Annotated in this window: 23 protein-coding genes; 14 read left to right on the forward strand and 9 right to left on the reverse strand. The window is 73.9% G+C overall.

Translation table 11 applies throughout. From position 1 onward, the window contains the following. The coding region (locus E1300_RS01820) for a hypothetical protein (RefSeq protein ID WP_131755083.1) at nucleotides 1-201 on the reverse strand (201 nt) is incomplete at its 3' end. 317 nt (nucleotides 202-518) lie between these two features. Between E1300_RS01820 and E1300_RS01825 the strand changes: the two genes are divergently transcribed. Further along, nucleotides 519-1,367: an aldo/keto reductase gene (locus E1300_RS01825; protein ID WP_131755084.1), complete on the forward strand. Its 849-nt coding sequence runs from the start codon at nucleotides 519-521 to the stop codon at nucleotides 1,365-1,367. Between the two features lie 11 nt (nucleotides 1,368-1,378). Here E1300_RS01825 and E1300_RS01830 read toward each other — a convergent pair whose 3' ends face one another. Continuing rightward, nucleotides 1,379-2,164, reverse strand: coding sequence for an HAD-IIA family hydrolase (locus E1300_RS01830; protein ID WP_131755085.1), 786 nt, complete (start codon nucleotides 2,162-2,164; stop codon nucleotides 1,379-1,381). A gap of 319 nt (nucleotides 2,165-2,483) precedes the next feature. Here E1300_RS01830 and E1300_RS01835 point away from each other — a divergent pair, with 319 nt between their 5' ends. Further along, entirely contained in the window at nucleotides 2,484-4,172 is a 1,689-nt protein-coding gene (locus E1300_RS01835; protein ID WP_131755086.1) for a class I adenylate-forming enzyme family protein, read from the forward strand. 41 nt (nucleotides 4,173-4,213) lie between these two features. Further along, nucleotides 4,214-4,648 carry a RidA family protein gene (locus E1300_RS01840; RefSeq protein WP_242618887.1) on the forward strand — a complete coding sequence of 145 codons (435 nt, stop codon included), beginning with the start codon at nucleotides 4,214-4,216 and terminating at the stop codon, nucleotides 4,646-4,648. A gap of 150 nt (nucleotides 4,649-4,798) precedes the next feature. Here E1300_RS01840 and E1300_RS01845 read toward each other — a convergent pair whose 3' ends face one another. Together E1300_RS01845 and E1300_RS01850 are read right to left on the reverse strand one after the other, a co-directional pair. Beyond that, the gene (locus E1300_RS01845; protein ID WP_131755087.1) at nucleotides 4,799-5,374 is read right to left on the reverse strand and encodes a TerD family protein; all 576 of its coding nucleotides are present in this window, start codon (nucleotides 5,372-5,374) and stop codon (nucleotides 4,799-4,801) included. A gap of 141 nt (nucleotides 5,375-5,515) precedes the next feature. After that, the gene (locus E1300_RS01850; protein WP_131755088.1) at nucleotides 5,516-6,337 is read right to left on the reverse strand and encodes an acyl-CoA dehydrogenase; all 822 of its coding nucleotides are present in this window, start codon (nucleotides 6,335-6,337) and stop codon (nucleotides 5,516-5,518) included. Between E1300_RS01850 and E1300_RS01855 the strand changes: the two genes are divergently transcribed. Then, a complete protein-coding gene (locus E1300_RS01855; protein WP_131755089.1) occupies nucleotides 6,336-7,607 on the forward strand; it encodes an acyltransferase family protein in 1,272 nt (423 codons plus the stop codon). The genes E1300_RS01850 and E1300_RS01855 overlap by 2 nt on opposite strands. A 48-nt stretch (nucleotides 7,608-7,655) precedes the next feature. Here E1300_RS01855 and E1300_RS01860 read toward each other — a convergent pair whose 3' ends face one another. Beyond that, complete coding sequence (locus E1300_RS01860) at nucleotides 7,656-8,645, reverse strand: LysR family transcriptional regulator (RefSeq protein WP_165502630.1); 990 nt, start codon at nucleotides 8,643-8,645, stop codon at nucleotides 7,656-7,658. 159 nt (nucleotides 8,646-8,804) lie between these two features. On the opposite strand from E1300_RS01860, the gene E1300_RS01865 reads away from it, so the two are divergent. Together E1300_RS01865 and E1300_RS01870 are read left to right on the forward strand one after the other, a co-directional pair. Beyond that, nucleotides 8,805-9,728, forward strand: coding sequence for an NADP-dependent oxidoreductase (locus E1300_RS01865; protein WP_131755091.1), 924 nt, complete (start codon nucleotides 8,805-8,807; stop codon nucleotides 9,726-9,728). A gap of 208 nt (nucleotides 9,729-9,936) precedes the next feature. Continuing rightward, on the forward strand, nucleotides 9,937-10,779 hold the full coding sequence (locus tag E1300_RS01870; RefSeq protein WP_131755092.1) for an SDR family NAD(P)-dependent oxidoreductase: 843 nt from the start codon (nucleotides 9,937-9,939) through the stop codon (nucleotides 10,777-10,779). A gap of 25 nt (nucleotides 10,780-10,804) precedes the next feature. Here the strand turns inward: E1300_RS01870 and E1300_RS01875 are convergent, their stop codons facing one another. Beyond that, on the reverse strand, nucleotides 10,805-11,710 hold the full coding sequence (locus tag E1300_RS01875; protein ID WP_165502631.1) for a LysR family transcriptional regulator: 906 nt from the start codon (nucleotides 11,708-11,710) through the stop codon (nucleotides 10,805-10,807). Nucleotides 11,711-11,933: 223 nt separating this feature from the next. Further along, the gene (locus E1300_RS01880; RefSeq protein WP_131755094.1) at nucleotides 11,934-13,436 is read right to left on the reverse strand and encodes an MFS transporter; all 1,503 of its coding nucleotides are present in this window, start codon (nucleotides 13,434-13,436) and stop codon (nucleotides 11,934-11,936) included. Between the two features lie 267 nt (nucleotides 13,437-13,703). On the opposite strand from E1300_RS01880, the gene E1300_RS01885 reads away from it, so the two are divergent. Beyond that, complete coding sequence (locus tag E1300_RS01885) at nucleotides 13,704-14,552, forward strand: oxidoreductase (RefSeq protein ID WP_242618888.1); 849 nt, start codon at nucleotides 13,704-13,706, stop codon at nucleotides 14,550-14,552. 19 nt (nucleotides 14,553-14,571) lie between these two features. Beyond that, nucleotides 14,572-15,435 carry an oxidoreductase gene (locus tag E1300_RS01890; RefSeq protein ID WP_207399426.1) on the forward strand — a complete coding sequence of 288 codons (864 nt, stop codon included), beginning with the start codon at nucleotides 14,572-14,574 and terminating at the stop codon, nucleotides 15,433-15,435. Nucleotides 15,436-15,528: 93 nt separating this feature from the next. Here the strand turns inward: E1300_RS01890 and E1300_RS01895 are convergent, their stop codons facing one another. Beyond that, nucleotides 15,529-16,191 (reverse strand): TMEM175 family protein, encoded by a 663-nt coding sequence (locus E1300_RS01895; protein WP_207399427.1) that lies wholly within the window; start codon nucleotides 16,189-16,191, stop codon nucleotides 15,529-15,531. Between the two features lie 258 nt (nucleotides 16,192-16,449). Here E1300_RS01895 and E1300_RS01900 point away from each other — a divergent pair, with 258 nt between their 5' ends. From E1300_RS01900 to E1300_RS01910, 3 genes are read left to right on the forward strand one after another with little or no spacing between them, the layout of a single operon-like run. Next, the gene (locus E1300_RS01900; RefSeq protein ID WP_131755097.1) at nucleotides 16,450-16,995 is read left to right on the forward strand and encodes a flavin reductase family protein; all 546 of its coding nucleotides are present in this window, start codon (nucleotides 16,450-16,452) and stop codon (nucleotides 16,993-16,995) included. A 16-nt stretch (nucleotides 16,996-17,011) separates the two neighbouring features. After that, a complete protein-coding gene (locus tag E1300_RS01905) occupies nucleotides 17,012-18,607 on the forward strand; it encodes an ATP-binding protein (RefSeq protein ID WP_131755098.1) in 1,596 nt (531 codons plus the stop codon). 1 nt (nucleotide 18,608) lies between these two features. Further along, nucleotides 18,609-18,950 (forward strand): nuclear transport factor 2 family protein, encoded by a 342-nt coding sequence (locus E1300_RS01910; protein WP_131755099.1) that lies wholly within the window; start codon nucleotides 18,609-18,611, stop codon nucleotides 18,948-18,950. Between the two features lie 232 nt (nucleotides 18,951-19,182). Here E1300_RS01910 and E1300_RS01915 read toward each other — a convergent pair whose 3' ends face one another. Further along, complete coding sequence (locus E1300_RS01915) at nucleotides 19,183-20,877, reverse strand: NAD(P)/FAD-dependent oxidoreductase (RefSeq protein WP_242618889.1); 1,695 nt, start codon at nucleotides 20,875-20,877, stop codon at nucleotides 19,183-19,185. A gap of 301 nt (nucleotides 20,878-21,178) precedes the next feature. On the opposite strand from E1300_RS01915, the gene E1300_RS01920 reads away from it, so the two are divergent. From E1300_RS01920 to E1300_RS01930, 3 genes are read left to right on the forward strand one after another with little or no spacing between them, the layout of a single operon-like run. Beyond that, nucleotides 21,179-22,003: a type 1 glutamine amidotransferase domain-containing protein gene (locus E1300_RS01920; RefSeq protein WP_131755101.1), complete on the forward strand. Its 825-nt coding sequence runs from the start codon at nucleotides 21,179-21,181 to the stop codon at nucleotides 22,001-22,003. After that, nucleotides 22,000-23,637 carry a thiamine pyrophosphate-binding protein gene (locus tag E1300_RS01925; protein WP_207399428.1) on the forward strand — a complete coding sequence of 546 codons (1,638 nt, stop codon included), beginning with the start codon at nucleotides 22,000-22,002 and terminating at the stop codon, nucleotides 23,635-23,637. Before E1300_RS01920 ends, E1300_RS01925 begins: the two co-directional genes overlap by 4 nt. A gap of 22 nt (nucleotides 23,638-23,659) precedes the next feature. Beyond that, the gene (locus E1300_RS01930) at nucleotides 23,660-24,091 is read left to right on the forward strand and encodes a nuclear transport factor 2 family protein (RefSeq protein ID WP_131755102.1); all 432 of its coding nucleotides are present in this window, start codon (nucleotides 23,660-23,662) and stop codon (nucleotides 24,089-24,091) included. The last annotated feature ends 32 nt before the right edge of the window (nucleotides 24,092-24,123 follow it).

Raw genomic sequence — 24,123 nt, forward strand, 5'->3', positions numbered from 1 at the left:
CGGTCCGCCGCCCTTCCCGCGCGGGGCCAGGATCAGCGCGGCGCCCGCGCTCGCCGCGGTCAGGGCGACGGCTCCGGCGACGGCCAGCAGGACCATCCGGCGGCCGCGCCGCCGGCGGAGCCGCGCGACCCGTCCCCCTGGACGCGATACGGCGGCGGGATCGTTGAGCTTCTGCACGTCGCTCCGGTCGGCGTCGGGCACCGGAACCACGCCGGAAGCCGTCCCCGGCGGCCCCCGCCGCCCGCGCCCCCGGACCGCGGCACCCCCGTGCCGCCGCCCGCGTACGCCCGCCCCCCGATGCACCGCCGATGCGATGAAATGATCTCCTTCAAGATCGTAGCCAGCGGCGGCTCCCCGCCCGCAACCGGGGTCTGGCCTGCTAGCATCCCGGGCGAACACAGGAGCCTTTCCGGCGCGGAGCACCATCCGCCGGGGAGGCTTTTTTCGTGCCCGGAACCGAACCGCTTCCCGAGCCGGCCGCTTTCCGGGGCCCCTCAGCCGAGAGGACGGAGTCGACCATGGCCACCCCGACCCCCAGTGCTACGTCCGGCCCCGTGTCCGGTGCGGTGTCGGCCGCCGCTGCGGGGACCTGGACGCTCGGCGACCGCACCGTCAACCGCGTCGGGTTCGGCGCCATGCGGCTCCCGGGCACCGCCGCGTTCGGGTTCGGCGCCCCCCGCGACCGCGACCAGGCCCTCGGCGTCCTCCGCCGTGCGGTCGAGCTCGGCGTGAACCACATCGACACCGCCGCGTTCTACTTCTCGCCGCTGCGCTCGGCCAACGAGCTCATCAACACCGCGCTCGCCCCCTACCCCGAGGACCTCGTCATCGCCACCAAGGTCTGGGCCGGACGCGACCCCTCGGGTGAATGGCAGTGGGCCGAGCCCGGGCGGCTCCGCGGCCAGGTTGAGGAGAACCTGCGCCAGCTCGGCCGCGACCACCTCGACGTGGTCGCCCTGCGCGTCCCGCCCAGCCGCCGGGACGGCTCGATCGGCGAGCACTTCGCCGCGCTGGCCGCCCTCCGCGACGCCGGCCTCGTCCGCCACCTCGGCATCTCCAACGCCACCTCCCGGCACCTTGCCGAGGCCCTGGAGATCGCGCCCGTGGTGTGCGTGCAGAACCCCTTCGGCATCGGCGCGCCTGCCGAGCAGCGGGACCTGCTGCGCGCCTGTGGCGAACGCGGCATCGCGTTCGTCCCGTTCTTCGCCATCGCCGGAGAGGGAGGCGGCGACGGACCGGGCCCGGGCACCGGTGACGGCGAGATCGAAGCGGTCGCTCGCGCGCACGGTGCGACGGCCGCGCAGGTCCGCCTCGCCTGGACGCTGGCGCAGGGACCGCACGTCCCGTCTCTGGGAACCGCGCCCTAGCCGTGCGGTGGTCAGGCGTCGACGACCTCGATCAGGTCCGCGATCGAGGACACCACGCGGTTCGGCCGGAACGGGAACCGCTCGACCTCCTCCTTGCGCGTCATCCCGCTCAGCACCAGGATCGTCTCCAGCCCGGCCTCCACGCCCGCGACGATGTCGGTGTCCATCCGGTCGCCGACCATCGCGGTGGACTCGCTGTGCCCGCCGACCACGTTCAGCGCCGTCCGCATCATCAGCGGGTTCGGCTTGCCGACGAAGTACGGCGCCACCCCCGTCGCCCGGGTGATCATCGCCGCGACCGCCCCGCACGCCGGCAGGGACCCCTCGGGGGACGGGCCGATCGGGTCGGGGTTGGTCGCCACGAACCGGGCGCCGTTCTCGATCAGCCGGATCGCCTTGGTGATCTGCGAGAAGCTGTAGGTGCGGGTCTCGCCGAGCACCACGTAGTCGGGATCGAGGTCGGTGAGGACGAACTCCGCCTCGTGCAGCGCCGTCGTCAGCCCCGCCTCGCCGATCACGTACGCCGACCCCTCCGGCCGCTGGTCGGCCAGGAACCGCGCCGTCGCCAGCGCCGACGTGAAGATCGACTCGGCCGGCACCGCCAGCCCGAGCGAGCCGAGGCGGGCCGACAGGTCGCGCCGGGTGTAGATCGAGTTGTTGGTGAGGACGAGGAAGGGCTTGCCGGAGGCCGCCAGCCTGCGGATGAACTCGTCGGCACCGGGGACGGGACGGCCCTCGTGCACCAGCACCCCGTCCATGTCCGACAGCCAGTACTCGATCGGCTTGCGCTCGGTCATGCCCCCCATTGTCGCAGGTAAGGATCATCGCCGGTACCGGCGCGCACCCCCACCCCGCCCGGGGAACGGGGCGTGGCGGGGCCGTGGCGCGCCGCCCGCGGATCCGGGACCCGGCGGCGGCGCGGCGCCGTCCGCGCGGTGGCGTAAGGCCGTCCGGGACGTGGCGCGGGGGCGTCCGGCCGGGGCGTGCGGCCGTCCGACCTGCGGCGGACCGTTGACCCGGACGTGACGTGGCTCATAGATTCTCGGGACGGCGTACCCGAACCGCGTTCGGCGTTCGGGCCGGGCGACGGGACGCCGCGGGCGCGGAGGTGCGAGGATGCGGAGCATCGCTGAGGTGCGGGCGGCCATGACGGCCCCCGGGCAGCTCTTCGAGATGGACGAGGTCGAGATCCGCGGCGTGCGGACCCGCGTGTGGAAGAACGCCCCGCCCACCCTCCGCGACGTCCTGGAGATCTCGCGCCTGCACGGCGACGCGCCGTTCCTCGTCTACGAGGACGACCGGCTCAGCTTCGCCGAGCACTACGCCGAGGCCGCCGCGTTCGCGCGGCTGCTCATCGGCCGGTACGGGGTCCGCAAGGGCGACCGCGTCGCCATCGCGATGCGCAACTACCCCGAGTGGTCGGTGGCCTTCTTCGGCGCCGCCGCCGCGGGCGCCGTCGTCGTCCCCCTCAACGCCTGGTGGAGCGCCGGCGAGCTGGAGTACGGGCTGCGCGACAGCGGCGCCGCCGTGCTGGTCGCCGACCGGCAGCGGGCCGAGCGCCTCGCCGGCGTCCTGCCGTCCCTGGACCTCGCCGCCCTGGTCGTCCGCGCGGACGGGCCGCCGCCGCCCGGCACCGAGGCGTTCGAGGACGTGCTCGGCGACACCGGCGACCCGGCCGCCGCGTCCCTGCCCGACCTCGCCCTCGACCCCGAGGACGAGGCCACCATCTTCTACACCTCCGGCACCACCGGACGCTCCAAGGGCGCCCTCGGCACCCACCGCAACATCACCACCAACCCCGTCAGCCTCGCCTACGGGATGCTGTCGGCCGGGGTCCGCGCCGGCGGCGAGCTGGAGGAGCTGAGCCGGCCCCAGCGGCGCGTCACGCTGCTCAGCGTGCCGTTCTTCCACGCCACCGGCTGCCACTCGGTCCTGGTGAGCAGCGCCCTGCAAGGCGGCACCGTCGTCCTGATGTACAAGTGGGACGTCGACAAGGCGCTGCGGCTGATCGAGCGGGAGCGGGTCACCGGGTTCGGCGGCGTCCCCACCATGGCCTGGCAGGTGCTCACCTCCCCCGACTTCGACAAGTACGACACCTCCAGCCTCACCAGCGTCAGCTACGGCGGCGCGCCCGCGCCCCCCACCCTCGTCGACAAGATCAAGAACCGGCTGCCCCAGCGCGTCCCCGGCAACGGCTACGGCCTGACCGAGACCTCCTCGGTCACCACCTACAACGCCGGCGTCAACTACCTGGAGCACCCCGACAGCGTCGGCCCGCCCGTGGCCGTCTGTGACGTCAAGGTCGTCGACCCGGCGGGGGACGAACTGCCCACCGGCGAGGTCGGCGAGCTGCTCATCAAGGGCCCCAACGTCATCAAGGGCTACTGGAACAAGCCCGAGGCCACCGCCCAGGCCATCGTGGACGGCTGGTTCCACAGCGGCGACCTCGCCCGCCTGGACGCCGACGGCTTCGTCTACATCGTCGACCGCGCCAAGGACATGCTGATCCGCGGCGGCGAGAACATCTACTGCGCCGAGGTCGAGGCCGCCCTCTACGAGCACCCCGCCGTCGCCGACTGCGGCGTCATCGGCGTCCCCCACGAGGTGCTGGGCGAGGAGGTCGGCGCCGTCGTGCGGCTGCGGCCCGGCGCGTCCGCGACCGCCGCCGAGCTCCAGGAGTTCCTCGCCGACCGGATCGCCGCGTTCAAGATCCCCGCGCACGTCTGGTTCCGCGCGGACGAGCTGCCCCGCAACCCCGGCGGCAAGCTGCTCAAGACGCGGCTGCGCGCCGAGCTGATCGGCTGACGGCCCGCCCCGGGCCCGGCGGATGCGGGTAGCGTGATCATGTGACAGAACGCAGCACCGCGCGCCCCGGGACCGGCATCCGCGAGATCGACGCCGCGGGCCTGCCGCCCGGCCCCGGCTACAGCCACGCCGTCTCCGTCGACGTCCCCGGGCGCCTGGTCGTCCTCAGCGGCCAGATCGCCCTGGACGCCGACGGGAACCTCGTCGGCGCCGGGGACGTGGAGGCCCAGACCCGCCAGGTGTTCGCCAACCTGGAGGCAGCGCTCACCGCCGCCGGCGCCCGCTGGGAGCACGTGGTCCGGCTCGGCTACTTCCTGCGCGACGCCCGCCAGGTCGGCGTCGTGCGGGCCGTCCGCACCGAGATGCTGCCCGAGGGCGTCTCGCCCGCCGCGTCCCTCGTCGAGGTGTCCGGCCTCGTCCGCGACGACCTGCTCGTCGAGATCGAGGCCTGGGCCGTCGTCCCCTCCGGCGCCTGATCTCCCCGGGCCGCTGGAGGGCCCGTGACACCGGCCCGGGGGCGTCGGTCCTAACACCGGCCCGTGACGGCGGCCCGTGACGGCGGCCCCGACATGCGAGGCGCCCCGGGCCGGACGGCCCGGGGCGCCTCGCTCACGCCGTCGTACCGCTCAGACGTTGACGCCGAAGTCGGAGGCGATCCCGGCCAGGCCGGAGGCGTACCCCTGGCCCACGGCGCGGAACTTCCACTCGGCGCCGTTGCGGTAGAGCTCGCCGAACACCATCGCCGTCTCGGTCGAGGCGTCCTCGGACAGGTCGTACCGGGCGATCTCGCTGTTGTCCGCCTGGTTCACCACGCGGATGAACGCGTTGCGGACCTGGCCGAAGCTCTGCTGGCGGCCGTCGGCGTCGTAGATCGACACCGGGAACACGATCTTGGCGACCTCGGCGGGCACACCGGCCAGGTTCACCTTGATCTGCTCGTCGTCGCCCTCGCCCTCACCGGTGAGGTTGTCGCCCGTGTGCTCGACCGAGCCGTCCGGGCTCTTGAGGTTGTTGAAGAACACGAAGTGCTGGTCCGACAGGACCTTGTTCTCCGCCGAGCACAGCAGCGCGCTGGCGTCGAGGTCGAAGTCGGTCCCCGTCGTGGTGCGCACGTCCCAGCCCAGACCCACCACGACGGCGGTCAGTCCGGGAGCCTCCTTCGTCAACGAGACGTTGCCGCCCTTGCTCAGACTGACTCCCACTGTGTCTACCTCCGAATCGGCCCATGCGGATGCCTGTCACCCGCGCGGTCTGTTACGAGAACGGTAGCCACCCGGCACTGGTTCCCCCACGTCCTTCGCGAAGTCGCGGCGTGGCGTGGCCTTTCACCGGACGCGCCGCCCTCATCCGCCGTCCCCGGGCAGGATCCCGGCGGCAGGCGCGGTGATCGGCGCGGGCAGGTCCAGCCCCGCCGCCAGGTCCGCCGCGCGCGGCGCCAGCGCGTCGCAGACCTCCGCCCGCAGGGCCCACACCTCGTCCAGCACCCCGGCCGGGACGACGCCCTCGTTCAGCAGGTCGCCCGCCCGCCGGTCGAGCCAGTTCAGCGCGTGCAGGCGCAGCACCGGGCCCAGCAGCTCCGGACCCTCCTCCAGCGACGTGACGAGGATCTCCAGCATGGTCCGGTCGGCGCACGCCACGGCGGTCCGCGCGGCCAGGACGAGGTTGCCGTTCCAGGCGGTGAACGGGTCCCGCCCGGCGGCGCGGGCGTCCGCCACCCGCCCGGCGAGCCGGTCGCGCATCCGCCGCTCGACGTCCCGCGCCAGGAACAGCCACACCCGCGGGGACCGCAGATCGCCCTCGTCGGGCGGCCCGGCACCGGGCTCGGGCGGCGCGTAGCGGTCCAGGTCCGCCATGGCCCGCGCCGTGTCGTAGAGGATCAGCTCGTTGTCGCCGCCGGCGTTCTGGTAGGCGTGGGCGAGGCCCCGGTAGGCGTTGAGCCGCTCCACCGCGGCGAAGCCCGGCGCCCCGCAGTGCACCCGGCACATCGACACCGTCTCCTGCGCCTGGACGGTCGCCGCCGCCTTCAGCAGCGCCAGATCGCGGTCCACCGCCGACCACGGCGCCCACGCGGTCCGCGGCCCGCCCGCGCCGACGTCCGGCCCGACGTCCGGCCCGGCACCCCACTCGCCCGGGTGGGGTGACCTCGTCTCGCAAGGGGGCAACATGTCAGAGTCGACGGCCGCTCAAAGACCCGCCCGCATCGAATCCCTCACCGGAGTCCGCTTCATCGCGGCGTTCATGGTGTTCCTCTTCCATGTGTCGCTGCTGAAGCTGTTCGCCGCCTACGGCACCGACGAGGGCCCCTACGACAAGCTGGTGCACAACGCCGGTTTCCTCGGCGTGACGTTCTTCTTCGTCCTCAGCGGTTTCGTGCTGACCTGGTCGGCGCGCGACTCCGACACGGCCGCGCGGTTCCTCCGCCGCCGGGTCGTCAAGATCTTCCCCAACCACATCGTGACGTTCGCGCTGGCGATGGTGCTCTACGCGTCGCTGTTCTGGCCGGACTCGTCGGCGGTGCTGAACTTCTTCCTGGTCCAGGCGTGGTCGCCGAAGGAGGTCGTGTTCTTCAGCATCAACATCCCGGCCTGGTCGCTGTCCTGCGAGCTCTTCTTCTACCTGCTCTTCCCGCTGCTGCTGTGGGCGGTGCGGAAGATCCGGCCGGAGCACCTGTGGTGGTACGCCGGCGGGGTCGCGGCGCTGATCCTGGTGGTCCCGCTGATCGCCAGGGCGCTGCCCGCCGACCCCATGTTCAGCCCGGCCAACGTCGGCACGCCGTACGGAGGCCACTCCGCGACGCAGTTCTGGTTCGCCGGCATCTTCCCGCCGGTGCGGCTGCTGGACTTCGTCCTCGGCATCCTCGCCGCCCGGATCGTGCTCGCCGGACGCTGGATCGGCCTGCGCACGGTCCCGGCGGTGGGAATCCTGGTCGCCAGTTACGCGGCGAGCCTGGCCGAGCCGTGGCTGTACCAGGTCAACGCGGCCAACGTCCTTCCGCTGGCGCTGCTCATCGCGGCCATCGCCACCGCCGACGTCCAGGGCCGCCGGTCGGCCCTGCGGTCGCCGGTGATGCGGCGGCTGGGCGAGTGGTCGTTCGCGTTCTACCTGCTGCACTGGTCCCTCGGGCTGTGGATCAAGCTGCGCACCTCGGCCGGGCGCCAGCACGACCTGTCCGTGCCGGCGGGCCTCGGGGTGATCGCCGGGCTCCTCGCGGTGACGCTGGTGGCGTCGTGGCTGCTGTTCACCCTCGTCGAGGATCCGGTCATGCGCAGGTGGTCCAAGCCGAGGTCGGCGCGGCGGCCGCACGGCGGTGGCGCGGCGGACCGGCGCGAGCTCGCCGGCACCGGACTCGCCGGCACCGAGCCGCGCCCTGATCCGCGTCCCGATCCGCGTCCCGATCCGGGTGTCGCCGGCGTCCCCGACGCCGCCGGCCCCTGACCGGCGCCCGGCCGGCGGCGGAGCGTGAGCGGTGGCGGCGCGCGAACCTCAGCGGAGCGCGCCGCCCCCGGGCACGTCGTCGAGGAACCCGCCCGTTCCGGCGAGGGACGGCACCGTACCGGGCGGCGGAAGCCAGCCGCAGCGCGCCGCGACCTGCCGGGCGGAGTCGACGAACGCCTCCACATGCGGCACGGGGGAGAGGTCCTCGGTGCAGGGCGCGGTCATGATGGCCCAGTCGAACACCGGGACCGGCTCGACGAGAGGACGGAAGACCAGATCGGCGGGCGGATCGTCCCACCGGACCGTGGGCACGACGCAGTTCCCCTCCCGCAGCACGTCCGCCGCCCCGTGCGCGCCGTGCGTCGCGCCGGGCCACCGGCGCGGCCGCACCCCCGCCTGCCGGCAGAACTGCGCGATGAACTCGATCCACTCGCCGGCGACCTCGTCGGCGGGCATCAGCAGCGGCTCGCCGGCGAGCCGCGCCACCGGCACCGCGTCCAGCCGGGAGAGCGGGTGGGCGGCGCTCAGGCCGAGCACGACGGGCTCCCGGCGGATCACCTCCGCGGGGACGTCGAGCGGGCAGTGCGCGGCCAGCCCGAGCAGGACGTCGAGGCGGCCCTCGCGCAGCGCGGCCAGGCCGCGGTCCACGCCCTCCTCGACCTGCCACGTGGAGATCTGCGGATGCCGCCGCCGGAAGGCGCGCAGCAGGACGGCGCCGGTCTGGAGGTCGCTGGAGGAGATGTCGATGCGCAGGGAGCGCCGGTAGTCGCCGCTGCCGGCCCGGCGGGCGGCGCTGACGGCGTCGTCGGCGGCGGCGATGGACTGCCGGGCGGGGCCGAGCATCGCGGCGCCCGCGGGGGTCAGCCGCACGCTGCGGGTGGTCCGCTCGAAGAGCTTGACGCCGAGTTCCTGTTCGAGCTGCTGGATGATCCTGCTCAGCGCCTGCTGCGACACGAAGGAACGCCGTGCGGCGACGGAGAAACTGAGGGCGTCCGCCACGGCGACGAAGTTCCGGAGATGTTTGAGTTCCAGACCCATCGTTCGGAACGTACCCGTGCGAGCAGGCCGGATCCACATTTACCCGGACAAGATGTCAATGCCGCCCTGATCCGTGTCACCGCGCCCTTGTCACGGGCCGCGGGCCTGCTGGAGCCTGCTGCAATAGGTCGAATTGCCGTCACGTGGAGTGGGCGTTTGATGCGTGCGATCAGTCAGCGGGCCTTCGGCGGCCCGGAAGTGCTCGAATTCGTCGAACTGCCGAAGCCGAGACCGCGGCGCGGTGAGGTGCTCGTGCGGGTCGAGGGCGCCAGCGTCAACCCGGTCGACACCTATCTGCGGTCCGGCCGGGTCCAGTTCTTCGGGCCGCCGCCGTTCACGCTCGGTTTCGACCTGTCGGGGGTGGTGGAGGAGGCCGGCCCCGGGGTGACCCGGTTCGGGCCGGGCGACGCGGTCTTCGGCATGCCGCGGTCGCCCGCGGCCACGCACGCCGAGTACACCCTCGCGCCCGAGGCCGACATCACCGCCAAACCCGAGGCGCTGGACCACGTGGCCGCGGCCGCCATGCCGGCGGCGGCGCTCACCGCCTGGCAGGCCCTCGTGCGGACCGCGGACGTGGCGCCCGGCCAGCGCGTCCTCGTGCACGGCGCGGCGGGCGGCGTGGGCCACTTCGCCGTCCAGGTGGCGAAGGCGAGGGGCGCCCACGTGCTGGCGACCGCGCGCGCGGACCGGCACGAATTCCTCGCCGGGCTCGGCGTCGACGAGCCGATCGACTACCGGACGCAGGACTTCGCCGAGGTCGCCCGCGACATCGACGTCGTCGTCGACCCGGTCGGCGGCGACTACGGCGTCCGGTCGCTGGCCACGCTGCGGGGGAACGGCATCCTCGTGGCGATCTCACCGGACCAGCGGGTCACGGCCGAGAAGGCGCGGCGGCACGGCGCGCGCTTCGCGGCGCTGGGGGTGACGGCGTCGAGCGCGGACATGGCGGCGCTCGCCGGCCTGGCCGCGGACGGGCGGCTGCGCGCCCACGTCGAGCGATGCCTGCCGTTGGAGCAGGCGGCGAAGGGACATGAATTCCTGGAGGCGGGCCGGATGAAGGGAAAAGTGGTCCTGACCCCCTGACCGGTTCCTGTCCGGCCCCGCGCCGGTCCGGCCGACATGACGAAGAAAAGACAAAACCGGGCCGTTTCGCACGCGACCTGACAAAGCATCGGCTGGCCGAGGTCATCCGCTTGTCGCGGTCGACCTGAAAAGGAAAGCATTGCGTTGGCCGCGCCGGTCGGCGCGCGGAAGACGATGGTCCGAACCGCGGGAAGAAAAGGGAACGCCCATGCCCTACCGTCAACCAGGGAACTGGCTCATCACCGGCGCCTCGTCCGGATTCGGGCAGGCCATCGCCACGGCCGTGCTCGAACGCGGGGGGAGGGCCCTGCTGGGAGCGCGGCGCACCCACCTGCTCGACCCGCTCGTGGAGCGCCACCCGGACCGGGCCGTCGCGCAGCCGCTCGACGTGACCGTGCCGGAGCAGGTCGACGCGGCCGTCGCCGCCGCCGTCGACCGGTTCGGCGGCATCGACGTGCTGGTCAACAACGCCGGGTCGGGCCAGCTCGGCGCGGTCGAGGAGACCGCCGACGCCGAACTCCGCCGCCTGTTCGAGGTGCACGTCTTCGCCCCGGCGGCGCTGGTCCGCGCGGTGCTGCCGGTGATGCGGCGGCAAGGCGGCGGCGCGATCGTGCAGATGTCCAGCAGCTTCGGCCGGTACTCGGCGCCGGGGCTGTCGGCGTACAGCGCGACCAAGTTCGCCCTGGAGGGCCTGAGCCAGGCGCTCGCGGCGGAGGTCGCGCCGTTCGGCATCGACGTCCTGGTGGTCGAGCCCGGCGCGTTCCGCACCGGCATCCTCGACGGCGCCTTCCACCATTCGGCGGCCATGCCGGAGTACGACGGGGTCGTGGGGCCCGTCCGGGAGATGCTCGGCGGCCTCAACGGCACCCAGCCCGGCGACCCCGCGAAGGCCGCCGCGGCGATCGTGACCGCGCTGGGATCGGAGGCCCCGCCGCTGCGCCTGCCGCTCGGCGAGGACGCGGTCGCCGGCGTCCGCGACGAGATCGAGGGCGCCGCCAAGGAGCTGGAGGCGTGGGAGTCCCTGGCCCGCGCCACGGCGTTCGACGGCTGAGGCCGGCCCCGGGCCGGGCGCCGCGTCACCCCAGCCAGTCGCTCTTCGCCGCGACGTCGCGGGCGCATTCCACGAACGACTTCACCCGCGCCGCGTTCTCCGAGCCGGGGGCGCTCATGATGGCCCAGTCGAACACCGGGACCGGGTCGACCAGGGGGCGGAACACCAGGTCGGCGGGCGGGTCGTTCCAGCGGTTCGTGGGCACGACGCAGCCCGCCTCGCGGACCGCGTCCGCCGCGCCGCTGGAGCCGTGGGTGACGCCGGGCCACCGCCGCACGCCGATGCCCGCCCGCCGGCAGAACTGCGCGACGAACTCGACCCACTCGATCGCGGTCTCGTCGGCGGGGAGCAGGAGCTCCTGGTCGGCGAGGCGGGCGACGGGGACGGCGTCGAGCTGGGCGAGCGGATGGGTGGCGGTCATGCCGAGGACGACCGGCTCCCGGCGGATGACCTCGGCCGGGATGTCGATCGGGCAGTGCGTGGCCAGGCCGAGCAGGACGTCGAGGCGGCCCTCGCGCAGCGCGGTCAGGCCGCGGTCGACGCCCTCCTCGACCTGCCACAGCGGGATCTGCGGGTGCCGCCGGCGGAAGTGGCGCAGCAGGACGGCGCCGGTCTGGAGCCCGCTGGAGGAGATGTCGATGCGCAGGGCGCGCTGGTAGTCGCCGTCGTCGGCGCGCCGGGCGGCGTTGACGGCGTTCTCCGCGGCGGCGATCGACTGCCGGGCGGGCCCGAGCATCGCGGCGCCCGCGGGGGTCAGCCGCACGGTGCGGGTGGTCCGCTCGAACAGCCGGACGCCGAGCTGCTGTTCGAGCTGCTGGATGATCCTGCTCAGCGCCTGCTGGGACACATGCGACCGCCGCGCGGCGACGGAGAAACTCAGGTCTTCCGCGACGGCGACGAAGTACCGAAGTTGTTTGAGTTCCGGACCCATTTCAGTTGCCAATCCTAGCCGGGCGGGCGAAGCGAGTCCACCGATCCCTCCTCGTACCGTTATGGCACCGGAGTTCGTGGAAAGACCTCGCCTTCCGCGCTGCGCGGGACCCATTCCGGACCCGATGGCGCGGCTTTTACGGGCGGCCTTGACAGCGGATATGGCCGCTTCTGACGTCCGGTCGGACTGGCGCCGGGCGGGAGCGGCGTCCGTGCCGGGCGGCTCACGCGTCCCGGTCGGTGGGCTCCGTTCCGGTCGTGGGCGCCGATGCGGGAACGGGGTCCGCGGCCGGGGCCGCGGGGGCCGGCGCCATGCGGCCCGTGACGGTGACGAGCGCGCCGAGGAGCGGGAGGGCGGCGCCGATGACCGCGCCGACGTGCAGGGCGGTGACGTAGTCGCCCGGGGAGCCGCCGCTGCCGAGGGAGGCGCCGACGCCGGTCGCGACCAGGGCCAGGCCGAGCCCGCCGCCGATCTGCAGCGCGGTCTGCTGGATGCCCGCCGCGACGCCCTGCTCGGCGCCGCCGACCCCGGTCACGCCGCCGATCGCGTACGCCGGGTAGGCGTTGCCCATGCCCAGCCCGAGGCAGATCAGCGAGGAGGGCAGCAGGACGGCCGCGTAGGCGGTGCCCGCGTCGACGCGGACCAGCATGACCATGCCGATCGCGACCAGGAGCATCCCGGCGCCGCCGGTGGCGCGCAGCCCCAGGCGCTGGACGGCGACGGGCGCCAGGTAGCGGGAGACGGCGGCGGACGCCGCGGCGGCCGGCAGCAGCGCCAGCCCCGTCTCCAGCGGCGAGTAGCCGAGGACCTCCTGGGTGTAGAGCGTCACGATGTACGCGTACCCGAACGGCGCGGCGAGGACGGTCAGCGACGCGATGTCGGACGTCCGCAGCACCGGGAGCCGGAAGATCCGCAGCGGCAGGAGCGGGTCGGGGTGCCGGGCCTCGTTGACGACGAAGCCCGCCAGCAGGGCCAGGGCCGCCGCCGCGGCCGCCGCGGTGAGGGGCACGGGCACGGTCCGGCCGGCGATCTGCGTGACGGCGAACGCGAGGAGGAGCAGTCCCGCGGTGCCGAGCACCCCGCCGAGCGGGTCGAAGCCGCGCGACCGGTCGCGCGCGCCGGTGTCGGGGGCGACGGTGCGGACGGCCAGCAGGAGGGTGACGGCGACGATCGGCACCTTCACGAAGAAGATCCAGCGCCAGTCCAGCAGCTCGGTGAGCACGCCGCCGAGGATGAGCCCCGCGGAGAAGCCGGAGGCCGCCGCCGCGGAGAACACGCCGAAGGCCCGGTTCCGCTCGGGGCCCTCGGCGAACGTCCGCGCGATGATGGCGACGCCGGCGGGCACGGTGAGCGCGGCGCCGACGCCTTGCAGCCCGCGGGCCGCGACGATCACGGCCGGGTGCGGCGCCAGCCCCGCGACGAGCGACATGCCGCCGAAGACGGCGAGGCCCGCGAGCAGCACGCGGCGCGGCCCGAGCAGGTCGGCGGCCCGGCCGCCGAACAGCAGGAAGCCGGCGTAGGTGAGCACGTAGGCGTTGACCGTCCACTGCACGCCGGACGCCGACAGGTCCATGCCGCGCCGGATGTCGGGCAGGGCGACCTGGGTGATGGACAGGTCCAGCGCGTCGAGCAGGATCGCGGTGCTCACCACGAGCAGCACCAGGGACGTCCGCGCCCCGGTGGAGGCGGTCCGGGCCCCGTCGCCCGCGGGGTTGCCTTCGTTCATGATGGTCCCTCGGTCGGTGATTTCCCAAGCTAATGGTGCCGCGGAGCCTTTCGAGCCATTCGTATGACACCGAACCGGGATGGTTTCACATCAAATCATTGTCATTCGCGGCGGCCGGGAATTCGCCGCCCGGCTCATGATTGGGGAACGTGACGAAGTGCGCGCCTCTTGGTTGTGCCCGCACCGGGCCCCGGCGGATGGTTTCCCTGCGGTCCGCATATCCGGATGCGGGGCGGCCGGGCGATTCGCAGGAGAGAGGGGAACGTCGTGGCAGAGGCGAGTGGTGGCCGGGTGTGGCTGATCACCGGGACGTCGAGCGGGTTCGGGCGGGCGCTGGCGGAGGCGGTGGTGGCGCGGGGCGACCGGCTGGTGGCGGCGGTGCGCCGGCCGGAGACCAACAAGGACCTGGTGGCGCTCGCGCCCGGCCGGGTGCGGGTGGTCGAGGTCGACGTGACCGACCGGGAGCGGGTGCGGGAGGCGGTGCGGATCGCCGTGGAGGCGTTCGGCCGGATCGACGTGGTCGTCAACAACGCCGGCTTCGGGCTGCTGGGGGGCGTGGAGGAGGCGACCGACGAGCAGATCCGCGACCAGTTCGACGTGAACGTCTTCGGGGTGTTCGACGTGACGCGGGCGGTGCTGCCGGTGCTGCGCCGCCAGCGCAGCGGCCACATCATCACGATGTCGTCGATCGCGGGCATGGTGGGCGCGCCCGGGCTGGCCTGGTACGACGCCACCAAGTTCGCGGTGGAGGGGTTCTCGGAGGCGCTGGCGGCCGAGGTCGCGGCGATCGACGTCAAGGTGACGATCATCGAGCCGGGCAACTTCCGCACCGACTGGACCGGCCGCTCGATGGTGCGGTCCGAGCCGATCGCCGACTACGCGCCGTCGATCGAGTACTGGCGCGACCTGTTCACCCAGCTCGACGGCAAGCAGGAGGGCGACCCGGCGAAGGCCGCGCAGGCGATCATCCGGGTGGTCGAGGCCGACGATCCGCCGCTGCGGCTGGTGCTGGGCGCGGACGCGCTCGGCTACATCCGCGCGAAGCTCGAAGGCCAGCGCGCCGAGCAGGACGCCTGGGAGGAACTGTCCCTGGACGTCAACTTCACCGACGCCTGAGCGCCGAGAGGACCTGATGATGGCGGAGACGAGCGAGGGCCGGGTGTGGCTGGTCACCGGCACCTCCAGCGGGTTCGGGCGGGCGCTGGCCGAGGCCGTGGTGGCCCGGGGCGACCGGCTGGTGGCGGCCGTGCGGCGGCCGGAGAGCAACGACGACCTGGCGGCCCGCGCCCCGGACCGGGTCCGGGTCGTGCGGGCCGACGTGACCCGGCCGGAGGACGTGCGGGCGGCCGTCCGCGTCGCGACGCGGGAGTTCGGCCGGATCGACGCCGTGGTGAACAACGCGGGCTTCGGCCTGCTCGGCGGGGTCGAGGAGGTCACCGACGAGCAGATCAGGGCGCAGCTGGAGGTGAACACCTTCGGCGTCTTCGACGTGACACGGGCCGTGCTGCCCGTGCTGCGCGCCCAGCGGTCGGGGCACATCTTCATGATCTCGTCCGTCGCGGGGCAGCTCGGGGCGCCGGGCCTGGCCTGGTACGACGCGAGCAAGTTCGCGGTGGAGGGGTTCTCGGAGGCGCTGGCGGCGGAGGTCGCGCCGATCGGCGTCAAGGTGACGATCATCGAGCCGGGCAACTTCCGGACCCACTGGGCGGGCGCCTCGATGGCGACGGCCGCGGCGCCGATCGCGGACTACGCCCCGTCCATCGACCCGGTCCGGGAGCTGTTCGCCGGGCTGGACGGCGCGCAGCCCGGCGACCCGGCCCGGGCCGCCGAGGTGATCGTCGGTCTGCTGGACGCCCCCGATCCGCCGCTGCGCCTGGTGCTCGGCGGTGACGCCCTCGAACTGATCCAGGGGAAGCTGTCGCGGCAGACCGCGGAGATGGACGCGTGGCGGGAGGTCACGTACTCCACCGACTTCGACGCGGCGCGGCCCGTCCGGTAGCGGAGCGCCGAGACCGCCGCCGGACGCGTTCCGGCGGCGGTCTCGGCGTTCCGGCGGTCTCGGCGTTCCGGCGGTCTCGGCGTTCCGGCGGTCTCACGCCTCGTCGATGCTGGGGATCCAGATCGGGTTCGCGGCGTAGTAGACGGCGAGCAGCCCGTGCAGCGCCAGGGTGGCCGGCGCGGAGACGAACGCCAGGGCCACCGCCAGCGGGTAGACGGCGAGGCCGAGCCCGAACTTCAGCCGCATGGCGCGGGCGTGGGCGTTGTCGACATGGGCGTGGAAGAGGTGCCCGGTCCGGGTGACGTAGAGCCAGAACAGCATGAAGACGACCGCCTGCGCCATCATGAAGCCGCTGAACACGGCGGCCGCGGCGTGCGCGTCGGCGCCGCCGCCGCCGAGATGCTCGGCCACCAGCGCCGTGGGCCACGGCAGCGCGGAGACGACCAGGAGCAGCAGCAGGTTCAGGCAGATCAGGAGGCGGTCGACCCGGGCGATGTAGCCGAAGACGGTGTGGTGGTTCGCCCAGATGATCCCGATCACCAGGAAGGTGACCACGTGCGCCGCGTAGGACGGCCACAGGCCGGCCAGGGCGGACCACAGCGACGCGCCGTCGCGCGCGTCCGGCACCTCGATGTCCAGGACGAGCAGGGTCGCGGCGATGGCGAAGACGCCGTCGCTGAACATCTCGACCCTGCGCGGATCCGACGCCGTGCCCGGCCGCACCGGAGGGCTCTGCGCGCTCGTCTGCGTGCTCACTCGTACTCACCATCCAACAGGGTCGGTGGCCGCCGCTTTCCCCGCACGCTACGGAGTCCGCTCCGGTGGCGACGAGGCCGTCCGGGCACGGTGATCGGACTGCCCGTCCGGGCACGCCGATCGCCGGCGTGAACGGCCGGACGGCCTCCCCCGAAGGCGCTTACCGGGCGCCGCGCCCGCGGGCAGTCTGTGCGTGGAAGCGGTTCATTTCGGAGATCGCCCCGGCGAGGCGTGTCCAGCCGGGCGAGGGGAGGCGCCATGCCGCAGGAGCGCACCGAGACCTTCACCACGGCGGACGCGGACGCGCTGCGCGCCGCGATGGGCAGTTTCCCGACGGGTGTCGCCGTCATCACCAGCGGGACGGGGGCGGACACCCACGCGGTGACCGCGAGCTCGCTCACCTCCGTCTCGCTGGACCCGCTGCTGGTGCTCATCAGCATCCGCTCGGACGGGAAGATCCGGCACGAGATCGAGAAGGCCGAGGCGTTCACCGTGAACATCCTCAACGCCGGCCAGGAGCATCTCGCCCGGGAGTTCGCGCGCAGGGACCGGCCGGAGGGCGAGGCGGCGCTGCGCCGGATCGGCCGGCTCACCGGGCCCGCCGGCGGGGCGCTCGTGCCCGGCGCGGTCGCGGGCCTGGAGTGCACGCTGGAGACCCGGTACGTCGGCGGCGACCACGTCATCTTCCTCGGCCGGGTCCACGCGATCCACACGGCCGGGATCGACGACCGGCCGCTGGTGTCCTACCACGGGGAGTTCGCGTCCGTCACCACGGAGCCGCGGCCCGGGGTCTACCTCGGCTGAGAGCGCTGGAGGACAGGTGGAACCGTCAACGGGCGCGGCGGAGCTGGTGCGGGAGCTGCGCGAGGTGGAGCTGTTCGCCCACCTCCCGGCCGGGCAGCTGGACTGGATCGCCGAGGTCGCCGAGGTCCGCGAGCTCGCGGACGGGACCGTCCTCATCGAGGACGGCGCGGTGACGACGCACCTGTACGTGCTGCTCGCCGGGGAGCTCGCCGTCACCAAGCGCATCGACGGGCACGAGGTGGTCTTCACCCGCCACACGGTTCCCGCGCCCGCCGAGCCCGAGGGCGGCAAGCCCGCCGCCGCGCACCAGTTCACCGGCGAGCTCCAGCTCCTGACCGACGGCGTCAACATCGCCGCCGTCACCGTCGTGGGCGGGGCCCGGGTCCTCGCGCTCGGCAGGGACGCGTTCTTCGAGCTCGTCGCCCGCTGCCCGTCCGTGGCGCGGGTGATGCTGCCGGTGATGGCCTGGCGCATCCGCGAGTCGGAGGTGCGCGCGCGGAGCCAGGTGACCGCGGCCGCGCTCAGCGACCTGGCGGCGGGCATCGCGCACGAGCTGAACAACCCTACGGCGGTGGTGGCGCGGATCGCCGCCGAGCTCGGCCACCGCCTGGACCGGCTGACCCGCACCGCGTACCGGTGGGCGGAGTCCACCGGTCCGGCGGAGCGCGCGGCGCTCGACGGTCTGCTGGCGGACCTGGAGCTCGCCGCAGCGCCCGACACAGCGCCCGACACAGCGCCCGCCGCGGCGTTCGACACAGCACCCGCCGCGGCGTCCGGTGGAGCGTTCGGCGGAGCGCCGGGCGCCGACCCGCTGGAGACGGCGGAGCTCGCCGACGAGCTGCTGGACTGGATGAGCGGGCAGGGCGCTCCCGCCGCGGTCGCGCTGTCCACCGCCCTCGCCGAGCGCGGCGTCCGCCCGGACCGGCTGGCGGACGGCCTCGGACGGGTCGGCGGCGCCGCCGCGCTCGACCACCTGTGCGTGCTGCTGGACGTCCGGGAGCTCGTCGCCGAGCTCCGCGCCGCCGCGCCCCGCATCTCCGCGCTCGTCGGCCAGGTGCGCTCCTACACGCACCTGGACCGCGCCCCCGAGCAGGACCTCGACGTGACCGAGGGCATCGAGGCGGCGCTCGCGATGCTGCGGCCGCGGCTCGCCGGGATCGGCGTCGACCGCCGCTACGCGACCGGCGTGCCGCGGGTGTGGGGGTATCCCTCGGAGCTGAACCAGGTGTGGAGCGAGCTGATCGGCGCGGCGGCCGACGCCGCCGGCCCGGCCGGCACGCTGACCCTGGAGGTCGGCCGGGAGGACGGCCGGGTCGCCGTCGAGATCCGCGGCACCGGCGGCGCGGGCCCCGGGGACCCGCCGCGCGCGGCGCGCCGGGCCCCCGAGCCGTACTTCACCACCCGGCAGATCGGCGACGGCTCCGGGTTCGGGCTGCAACTGGCCCACCAGATCGTGACCAGGCGCCACGGCGGGACGGTGTCGATCGCCTCGGCACCGGACGGCCTGAGGGCGTCGATCCGCCTTCCGGCGCTGCGCCACCCGCCCCGGAGCGTCCCCGACGCCCCCGGGCCTTCCACGGCTTCGTCCGAAGCCCGATCCCAAGGAGAGTGACATGGCCTCACCGACCACCGGTTCCGCGCACACCGTCTGGACCCGGCAGATCGACGCGCTGTCGTCGGGCGACCTCGACGAGCTGATGAAGAACTACAGGAGCGACGCGGTCCTCGTCCGCTTCGACCAGACCGAGGAGGGGATCGAGGCGATCCGGGAGGGCTTCGAGGCGTACCTGGCCCTGACCCCGGAGGTCATCGAGGTGCTGGACTTCGTGGAGTCCGACGACGTCATCTTCTACCGCGCGACCATGAGGCTCGGCGGGCAGGTCGAGACCACCTTCGGGACGCTGGTCCTGCGGGACGGGCTCATCTGGCGGCAGACCGCGGGCGTGCAGGTCTGACGGGCCCGGTTTCCGCCGGGCCCGGGTCAGGGAGGGCAGAGGGCCGGGCGGAGGGAGCGCGCCCAGGGGGAGGGACTGGGCCAGGGGGGATCAGGGCCGGCGAGTGCGAGGGCGCACTCGCCGGCCCGCTTGGCTCAGCGGCCCGCTTTGCTCGGCGGCCGGTCCGCTTGCTCAGCGGCCGGCCCGCTTGGCTCAGCCGACACCCCGCTTGCTCGGCGGACGGCCCGCTCGCTCAGCGGACGGCCCGCCGCCCCCGGCCGCCGGGCGGGGACGGCGGCGCGGACGCGGGCGCGGGCGTGCCCGTGAGGTAGCCGTGGATCAGCGAGACCGACATCGCGCCCTCCCCGACGCTCGCGGCGACGCGCTTCACCGAGCGGGACCGCACGTCCCCCGCGGCGAAGACGCCGGGGACGCTCGTCTCCAGCAGGGCCGGGCGCCGCGCGCCCGGCGCGTCCGGCACGTCGGGGCCGGTGCGCACGAACCCGTTCGGGTCGCGGGCCACGACGCCGTCGAGCCAGCCGGTGCGGGGCCGCGCCCCGATGAAGGCGAAGACGAACCCGGCGGGCTCGGCGGCGACCCGGCCGGTGCGGTCGTCGCGCAGCAGGACCTGCTCCAGCCGGCGGCCGCCGCGGAACCGCACGATGCGGGTGCGCGTCCGCACCTCGATCACGGGGGTGCGGCGGATCTCGTTGACCAGGTAGCGGGACATGCCCGCCTCCAGCGAGTCCGCCCGCACCACGAGGGTCACCTTCGCGGCGTACTTCGCGAAGTGGACCGCGGCCTGCCCGGCGGAGTTCGCGCCGCCGACGACGAGCACCTCCTGCGCCACGCACGACTCGGACTCGGCGACGGCCGCGCCGTAGTAGAGCCCGGAGCCGTCGAAGCGGTCCGCGCCCGGCACGTCCAGCTTGTTGTAGGAGACGCCGGTCGCCAGCAGCACCGCCTCCGCGCTGACCTCCGCCCCGTCCGCCAGCGTGACGATCCGCGCCGAGCCCTCGCCGCGCAGCGCCACGGCGCGCACGGGGTACAGCAGCTCGGCGCCGAACCGGCGGGCCTGGATCACCGCGCGCCGCGCGAGGTCGGTGCCCGACAGGCCCGCGGGGAACCCCAGGTAGTTCTCGATGAGGCTGGACGTGCCGGCCTGCCCGCCGGGCACGTCGGCGTCCAGGAGCAGGGTGGACAGGCCCTCCGAGGCCCCGTAGACGCCGGCGGCGAGGCCCGCCGGGCCGGCGCCGACGACCACCAGGTCGTAGTGCGGCCGGTTCGCCGCCGCGCCGATCCCGAGCCGCGCGGCCAGCTCGCCGCTCGTCGGCGCGCTGAGCGCCTCGCCGTCCGGGAACAGCACCAGCGGCAGCTCGGCGTCGGCGTGCTCGTCGGCCAGCCGGGCCCCCTCGGCGCTGGTCTCCACGTTGAGGAAGCGGAACGGCCGGGAGGTGCGGGCGAGGAAGTCGCGGAGCGCGTGCGCGGCCGGGGAGGGGAACACGTCGACGACGGTGACGCCGCCGTAGTCGCCGGCCGGGCGGCCGGCCCGCCAGTCCGACAGCAGGTCGTCCAGGACGGGGTACAGGCGCTCCTGCGGCGGGTCCCACGGCTTGGTCAGGTAGTGGTCGAGCCGGACGCGGTTGATGGCGGTCACGGCCGCGTCGGCGTCGGCGTAGCCGGTGAGCAGGACCCGCTTGGCGTCGGGGAAGCGGCCCGCGGCCTCCAGCAGGAACTCCAGCCCGGTCATGCCGGGCATCCGCTGGTCGACCAGGAACAGGGCCGGCTCGTGGTCCTTGGCCGCCAGCCCGTCCAGGGTCGCCAGCGCGTCCCGGCCGGACGCGGCGGCGAGGACCCGGTAGTCGGCGGTGTACCGGTCGAGCAGGTCGCGGCGGACGGCCCGCAGCACCTGCGGGTCGTCGTCCACGACCAGGATCACCGGCTTCATCGGCATCCCTCCGTCTCCCGCGCCTCCCCGGCGGCCGTCGCGGCCTCCCGGATGCGCGGCGAAAGGCACATATTAGGAGTCCGGCGTTTTCCCGGCGCGCCGAGATGACGAAGTACGGGAACGAATTCGGCCGTTTGCCGGATGCGGCCGGACGGGTCCCGCGAACTTGATGGAGTTTCCCGGAAGTGACGCAGTAGCGGCATTCGCCTGGACGAATCGGCGCCCGCCCTATGACCATCGATCCATCGCCAACCGCCGCCGCGGTTGAGTGACAGGGATCGGCGAACCGGGGAGTGCGCCAATGTCCAGAACTGTCCTCGTCGTTCTGTCCGAGCACGGGTATTGGGGAGAGGAGTTGCTCGGTCCGCTGACCGAGTTCGACGCCAGCGGATACGACGTCACTTTCGTGACACCGACCGGAAAACGGCCGCGGGCGCTGCCGCCCAGCCTCGACCCGTCCTATGTCGACCCGCCGCTGGGCCGCTCGGTCACCACCGAGGAGGTCGCGCGGCTGGCCCGCGCGCTGGACGAGTCGAACCGGCTCGACAGCCCCCTCGACCTGGAGCAGTGGGTGCCGGAGCGGCCCTACATGAGCGACCCCGGGTACCTGGCCCGGCTGGAGTCCTACCACCGGCGGATCGAGCTGCTCGCCTCCGACATCGAGCGCTACGACGCGATCCTCATCGTCGGCGGCAGCGGCCCCATCGTGGACCTGGCCAACAACGAGCGCGTCCACGAGCTCATCCTGGCGTTCCTGCGGGCCGGCAAGCCCATCGCCGCCGAGTGCTACGGCGTGGCGTGCCTGGCGTTCGCCCGCGAGCTCGGCGACCGCGCGAGCATCATCGCCGGCAAGCACGTCACCGGCCACCCGAAGGAGTACGACTACAAGGACGGCACCGGGTTCCTCGGCACCGACTTCAACATGGGCCCGCCGCCCTACCCGCTGGAGTACATCCTGCGGGACGCGACCGGGCCGAACGGCGCCTACCACGGCAACGTCGGCAAGCCCCTGTCGGTGATCGTGGACCACCCGTTCGTCACGGGCCGCTCCACGCCCGACTCCTTCCTCACCGGCCGCAAGCTCGTGGAGATGCTCGACCACGGCCTCGTCCGGTACGGCTGGTGACCCCCGTGGGCGCCGTGCCGGGCAAGGTCAAGCTCATCGAGCAGTTCGCCGTCGACGGCCTGCGGTACATGTTCGGCAACCCGGGCACCGTGGAGCAGGGCTTCCTCGACGTCGTCGAGCGGTCCGCCGGACTCGACTACGTCCTGGCGCTCCAGGAGACCGTCGCGGCCGGGATGGCCGACGGCTACGCCCGCGCGACGGGCGGGCCCGCGCTGCTCCAGCTCCACACGGGGGTGGGCCTCGGGAACGGCATCGGCATGCTCTACCAGTCGATGCGCGGCCACACCCCGCTGCTCGTGGTCGCCGGCGAGGCCGGCGTCCGGTACGAGGCGCTGGACGGCCAGATGGCCGCCGACCTGGTCGCCATGGCCCGGCCGGTGACCAAGTACGCCACCCGGGTCACCGACCCGCGGTCGGTGCTGCGGATCGTCCGCCGCGCGCTGAAGATCGCGATGACGCCGCCGCGCGGCCCGGTGTTCGTGGCGCTGCCGATGGACGTGCTGGACGAGCCCAACGACGAGCCGGTGGTCGCCACGTCGGTGCCGTCCACCGATATGGCGCCCGCGCCGGCGACGGCCGCGCGGGCCGCGGCGCTGCTGGCCGCGGCGGAGCGCCCGCTGATCCTCACCGGCGACGAGATCGCGCTCGCCGGCGCGCAGCCGGAGCTCGTCCGGGTGGCCGAGACGCTGGGCGCCGACGTCTGGTCGGTGGACTCCTCCGAGGTGAACATGCCCGCCTCGCACCCGCTGTCGCGGGGGCAGCTCGGGCACATGTTCGGCGCGCGGAGCCGGGCGGTCGTCGCCGGCGCGGACGCGGTCCTCATCGCCGGGACCTACGTCTTCCCGGAGGTGTTCCCGGAGCTGGACGACCCGTTCGCCGACGGCGCGCGCACCGTCCACATCAGCCTGGACCCCTACGAGATCGCCAAGAACTTCCCCGTGGACGTGGGCGTCGTCGCGGACCCGAAGCGGGCGCTGGCGGCCATCGGCGACGTCCTGGCGGACCGCCTCGCCCCCGACCGCCGGGCCGCGGCCCGGCGGCGGCTCGCCTCCCCGGCGGCTCCGGCGGGCCCGGCGCCCGACCCGCTGCTGGACGAGTTCTGCCGGGAGCTGGCCCGGCGCGCGGGGGACGACCTGATCGTCTTCGACGAGGCGCTGACGGCCTCGCCGACGCTCACCGCCGCGATCCCGCCCGACCGGCCCGGCTCCTACTTCGCGACGCGCGGGGGCTCCCTCGGCGTCGGCGGCCCCGGGGCGGTCGGCATCAAGCTGGCCCGGCCGGGCCGGCGGGTCGTCGCCTTCGTCGGGGACGGCGCCGCCATGTACACCTACCAGGCGCTCTGGACGGCGGCCCGGTACGGCGTCGACGTCACCGTCGTCGTCTGCAACAACGGCCGGTACCGCCTGCTGGACGACAACATCGAGGCCTACTGGCGGGACCAGGGCGCGGCGCCCCGTCCGGCGCCCTCGTTCTTCGACCTGCGCCGCCCCGAGATCGACTTCGCCGGGCTGGCCCGCTCACTGGGCGCCGGGGGCGTCCGCGTGCAGAAGCCGCGGGAGGTGGCGGGCGCGGTCGAGCGGGCGCTCGCGGCTTCGGGCCCCTTCGTCGTCGACATCGCCACCGGACTGGCCTGACCACGACCCGAGGAGAGAGCAGATGAGTTTCGACATCGAGGCGATCAGGAAGTTCGCCGTGGACTGGTACGTCGCCCTCGACCGGCACGTCCCGCTGCGCGACGTGCTGCCGATGCTGGTGGACGAGGGGCTGGAGATGCGGTTCCCCGAGACCACCGCGTACGGCCACACCGGCTTCACCGAGTGGTACGACGCGGTCACCCACCGGTTCTTCGACGAGCGGCACGAGGTGACGAAGGTCGACGCGACCGTCAAGGACGACGAGGCGATGGTCACCGTGCTCGTCAACTGGCAGGCCAAGGTCTGGGACCCGCCGGCGGCCACGAGCACCTGGCTCGGCTTCGACGCCGACCAGACCTGGGTCGTCGTCCCCGGCGAGGACGGCTCCGGCCTGCGGATCCGCACGTACATCGTCAACGCGCTCACCCCCATGCCGGGGTCCGCCGAGCTCTGAGGCGGCCGGTCCCGTGCGGACCGGCCCGAGAG

Origin of the sequence: Actinomadura fibrosa (assembly GCF_900659615.1) — a bacterium.
GTDB classification, from domain to species: Bacteria; Actinomycetota; Actinomycetes; order Streptosporangiales; family Streptosporangiaceae; genus Spirillospora; species Spirillospora fibrosa.

Coding starts and splice junctions, on each gene's coding strand:
- E1300_RS01825 (WP_131755084.1), top strand. CDS start 519: ATGGCCACCCCGACCCCCAGTGCTACGTCCGGCCCCGTGTCCGGTGCG.
- E1300_RS01830 (WP_131755085.1), bottom strand. CDS start 2,164: ATGACCGAGCGCAAGCCGATCGAGTACTGGCTGTCGGACATGGACGGG.
- E1300_RS01835 (WP_131755086.1), top strand. CDS start 2,484: ATGCGGAGCATCGCTGAGGTGCGGGCGGCCATGACGGCCCCCGGGCAG.
- E1300_RS01855 (WP_131755089.1), top strand. CDS start 6,336: ATGTCAGAGTCGACGGCCGCTCAAAGACCCGCCCGCATCGAATCCCTC.
- E1300_RS01850 (WP_131755088.1), bottom strand. CDS start 6,337: ATGTTGCCCCCTTGCGAGACGAGGTCACCCCACCCGGGCGAGTGGGGT.
- E1300_RS01860 (WP_165502630.1), bottom strand. CDS start 8,645: ATGGGTCTGGAACTCAAACATCTCCGGAACTTCGTCGCCGTGGCGGAC.
- E1300_RS01865 (WP_131755091.1), top strand. CDS start 8,805: ATGCGTGCGATCAGTCAGCGGGCCTTCGGCGGCCCGGAAGTGCTCGAA.
- E1300_RS01870 (WP_131755092.1), top strand. CDS start 9,937: ATGCCCTACCGTCAACCAGGGAACTGGCTCATCACCGGCGCCTCGTCC.
- E1300_RS01875 (WP_165502631.1), bottom strand. CDS start 11,710: ATGGGTCCGGAACTCAAACAACTTCGGTACTTCGTCGCCGTCGCGGAA.
- E1300_RS01880 (WP_131755094.1), bottom strand. CDS start 13,436: ATGAACGAAGGCAACCCCGCGGGCGACGGGGCCCGGACCGCCTCCACC.
- E1300_RS01890 (WP_207399426.1), top strand. CDS start 14,572: ATGGCGGAGACGAGCGAGGGCCGGGTGTGGCTGGTCACCGGCACCTCC.
- E1300_RS01900 (WP_131755097.1), top strand. CDS start 16,450: ATGCCGCAGGAGCGCACCGAGACCTTCACCACGGCGGACGCGGACGCG.
- E1300_RS01910 (WP_131755099.1), top strand. CDS start 18,609: ATGGCCTCACCGACCACCGGTTCCGCGCACACCGTCTGGACCCGGCAG.
- E1300_RS01915 (WP_242618889.1), bottom strand. CDS start 20,877: ATGAAGCCGGTGATCCTGGTCGTGGACGACGACCCGCAGGTGCTGCGG.
- E1300_RS01920 (WP_131755101.1), top strand. CDS start 21,179: ATGTCCAGAACTGTCCTCGTCGTTCTGTCCGAGCACGGGTATTGGGGA.
- E1300_RS01930 (WP_131755102.1), top strand. CDS start 23,660: ATGAGTTTCGACATCGAGGCGATCAGGAAGTTCGCCGTGGACTGGTAC.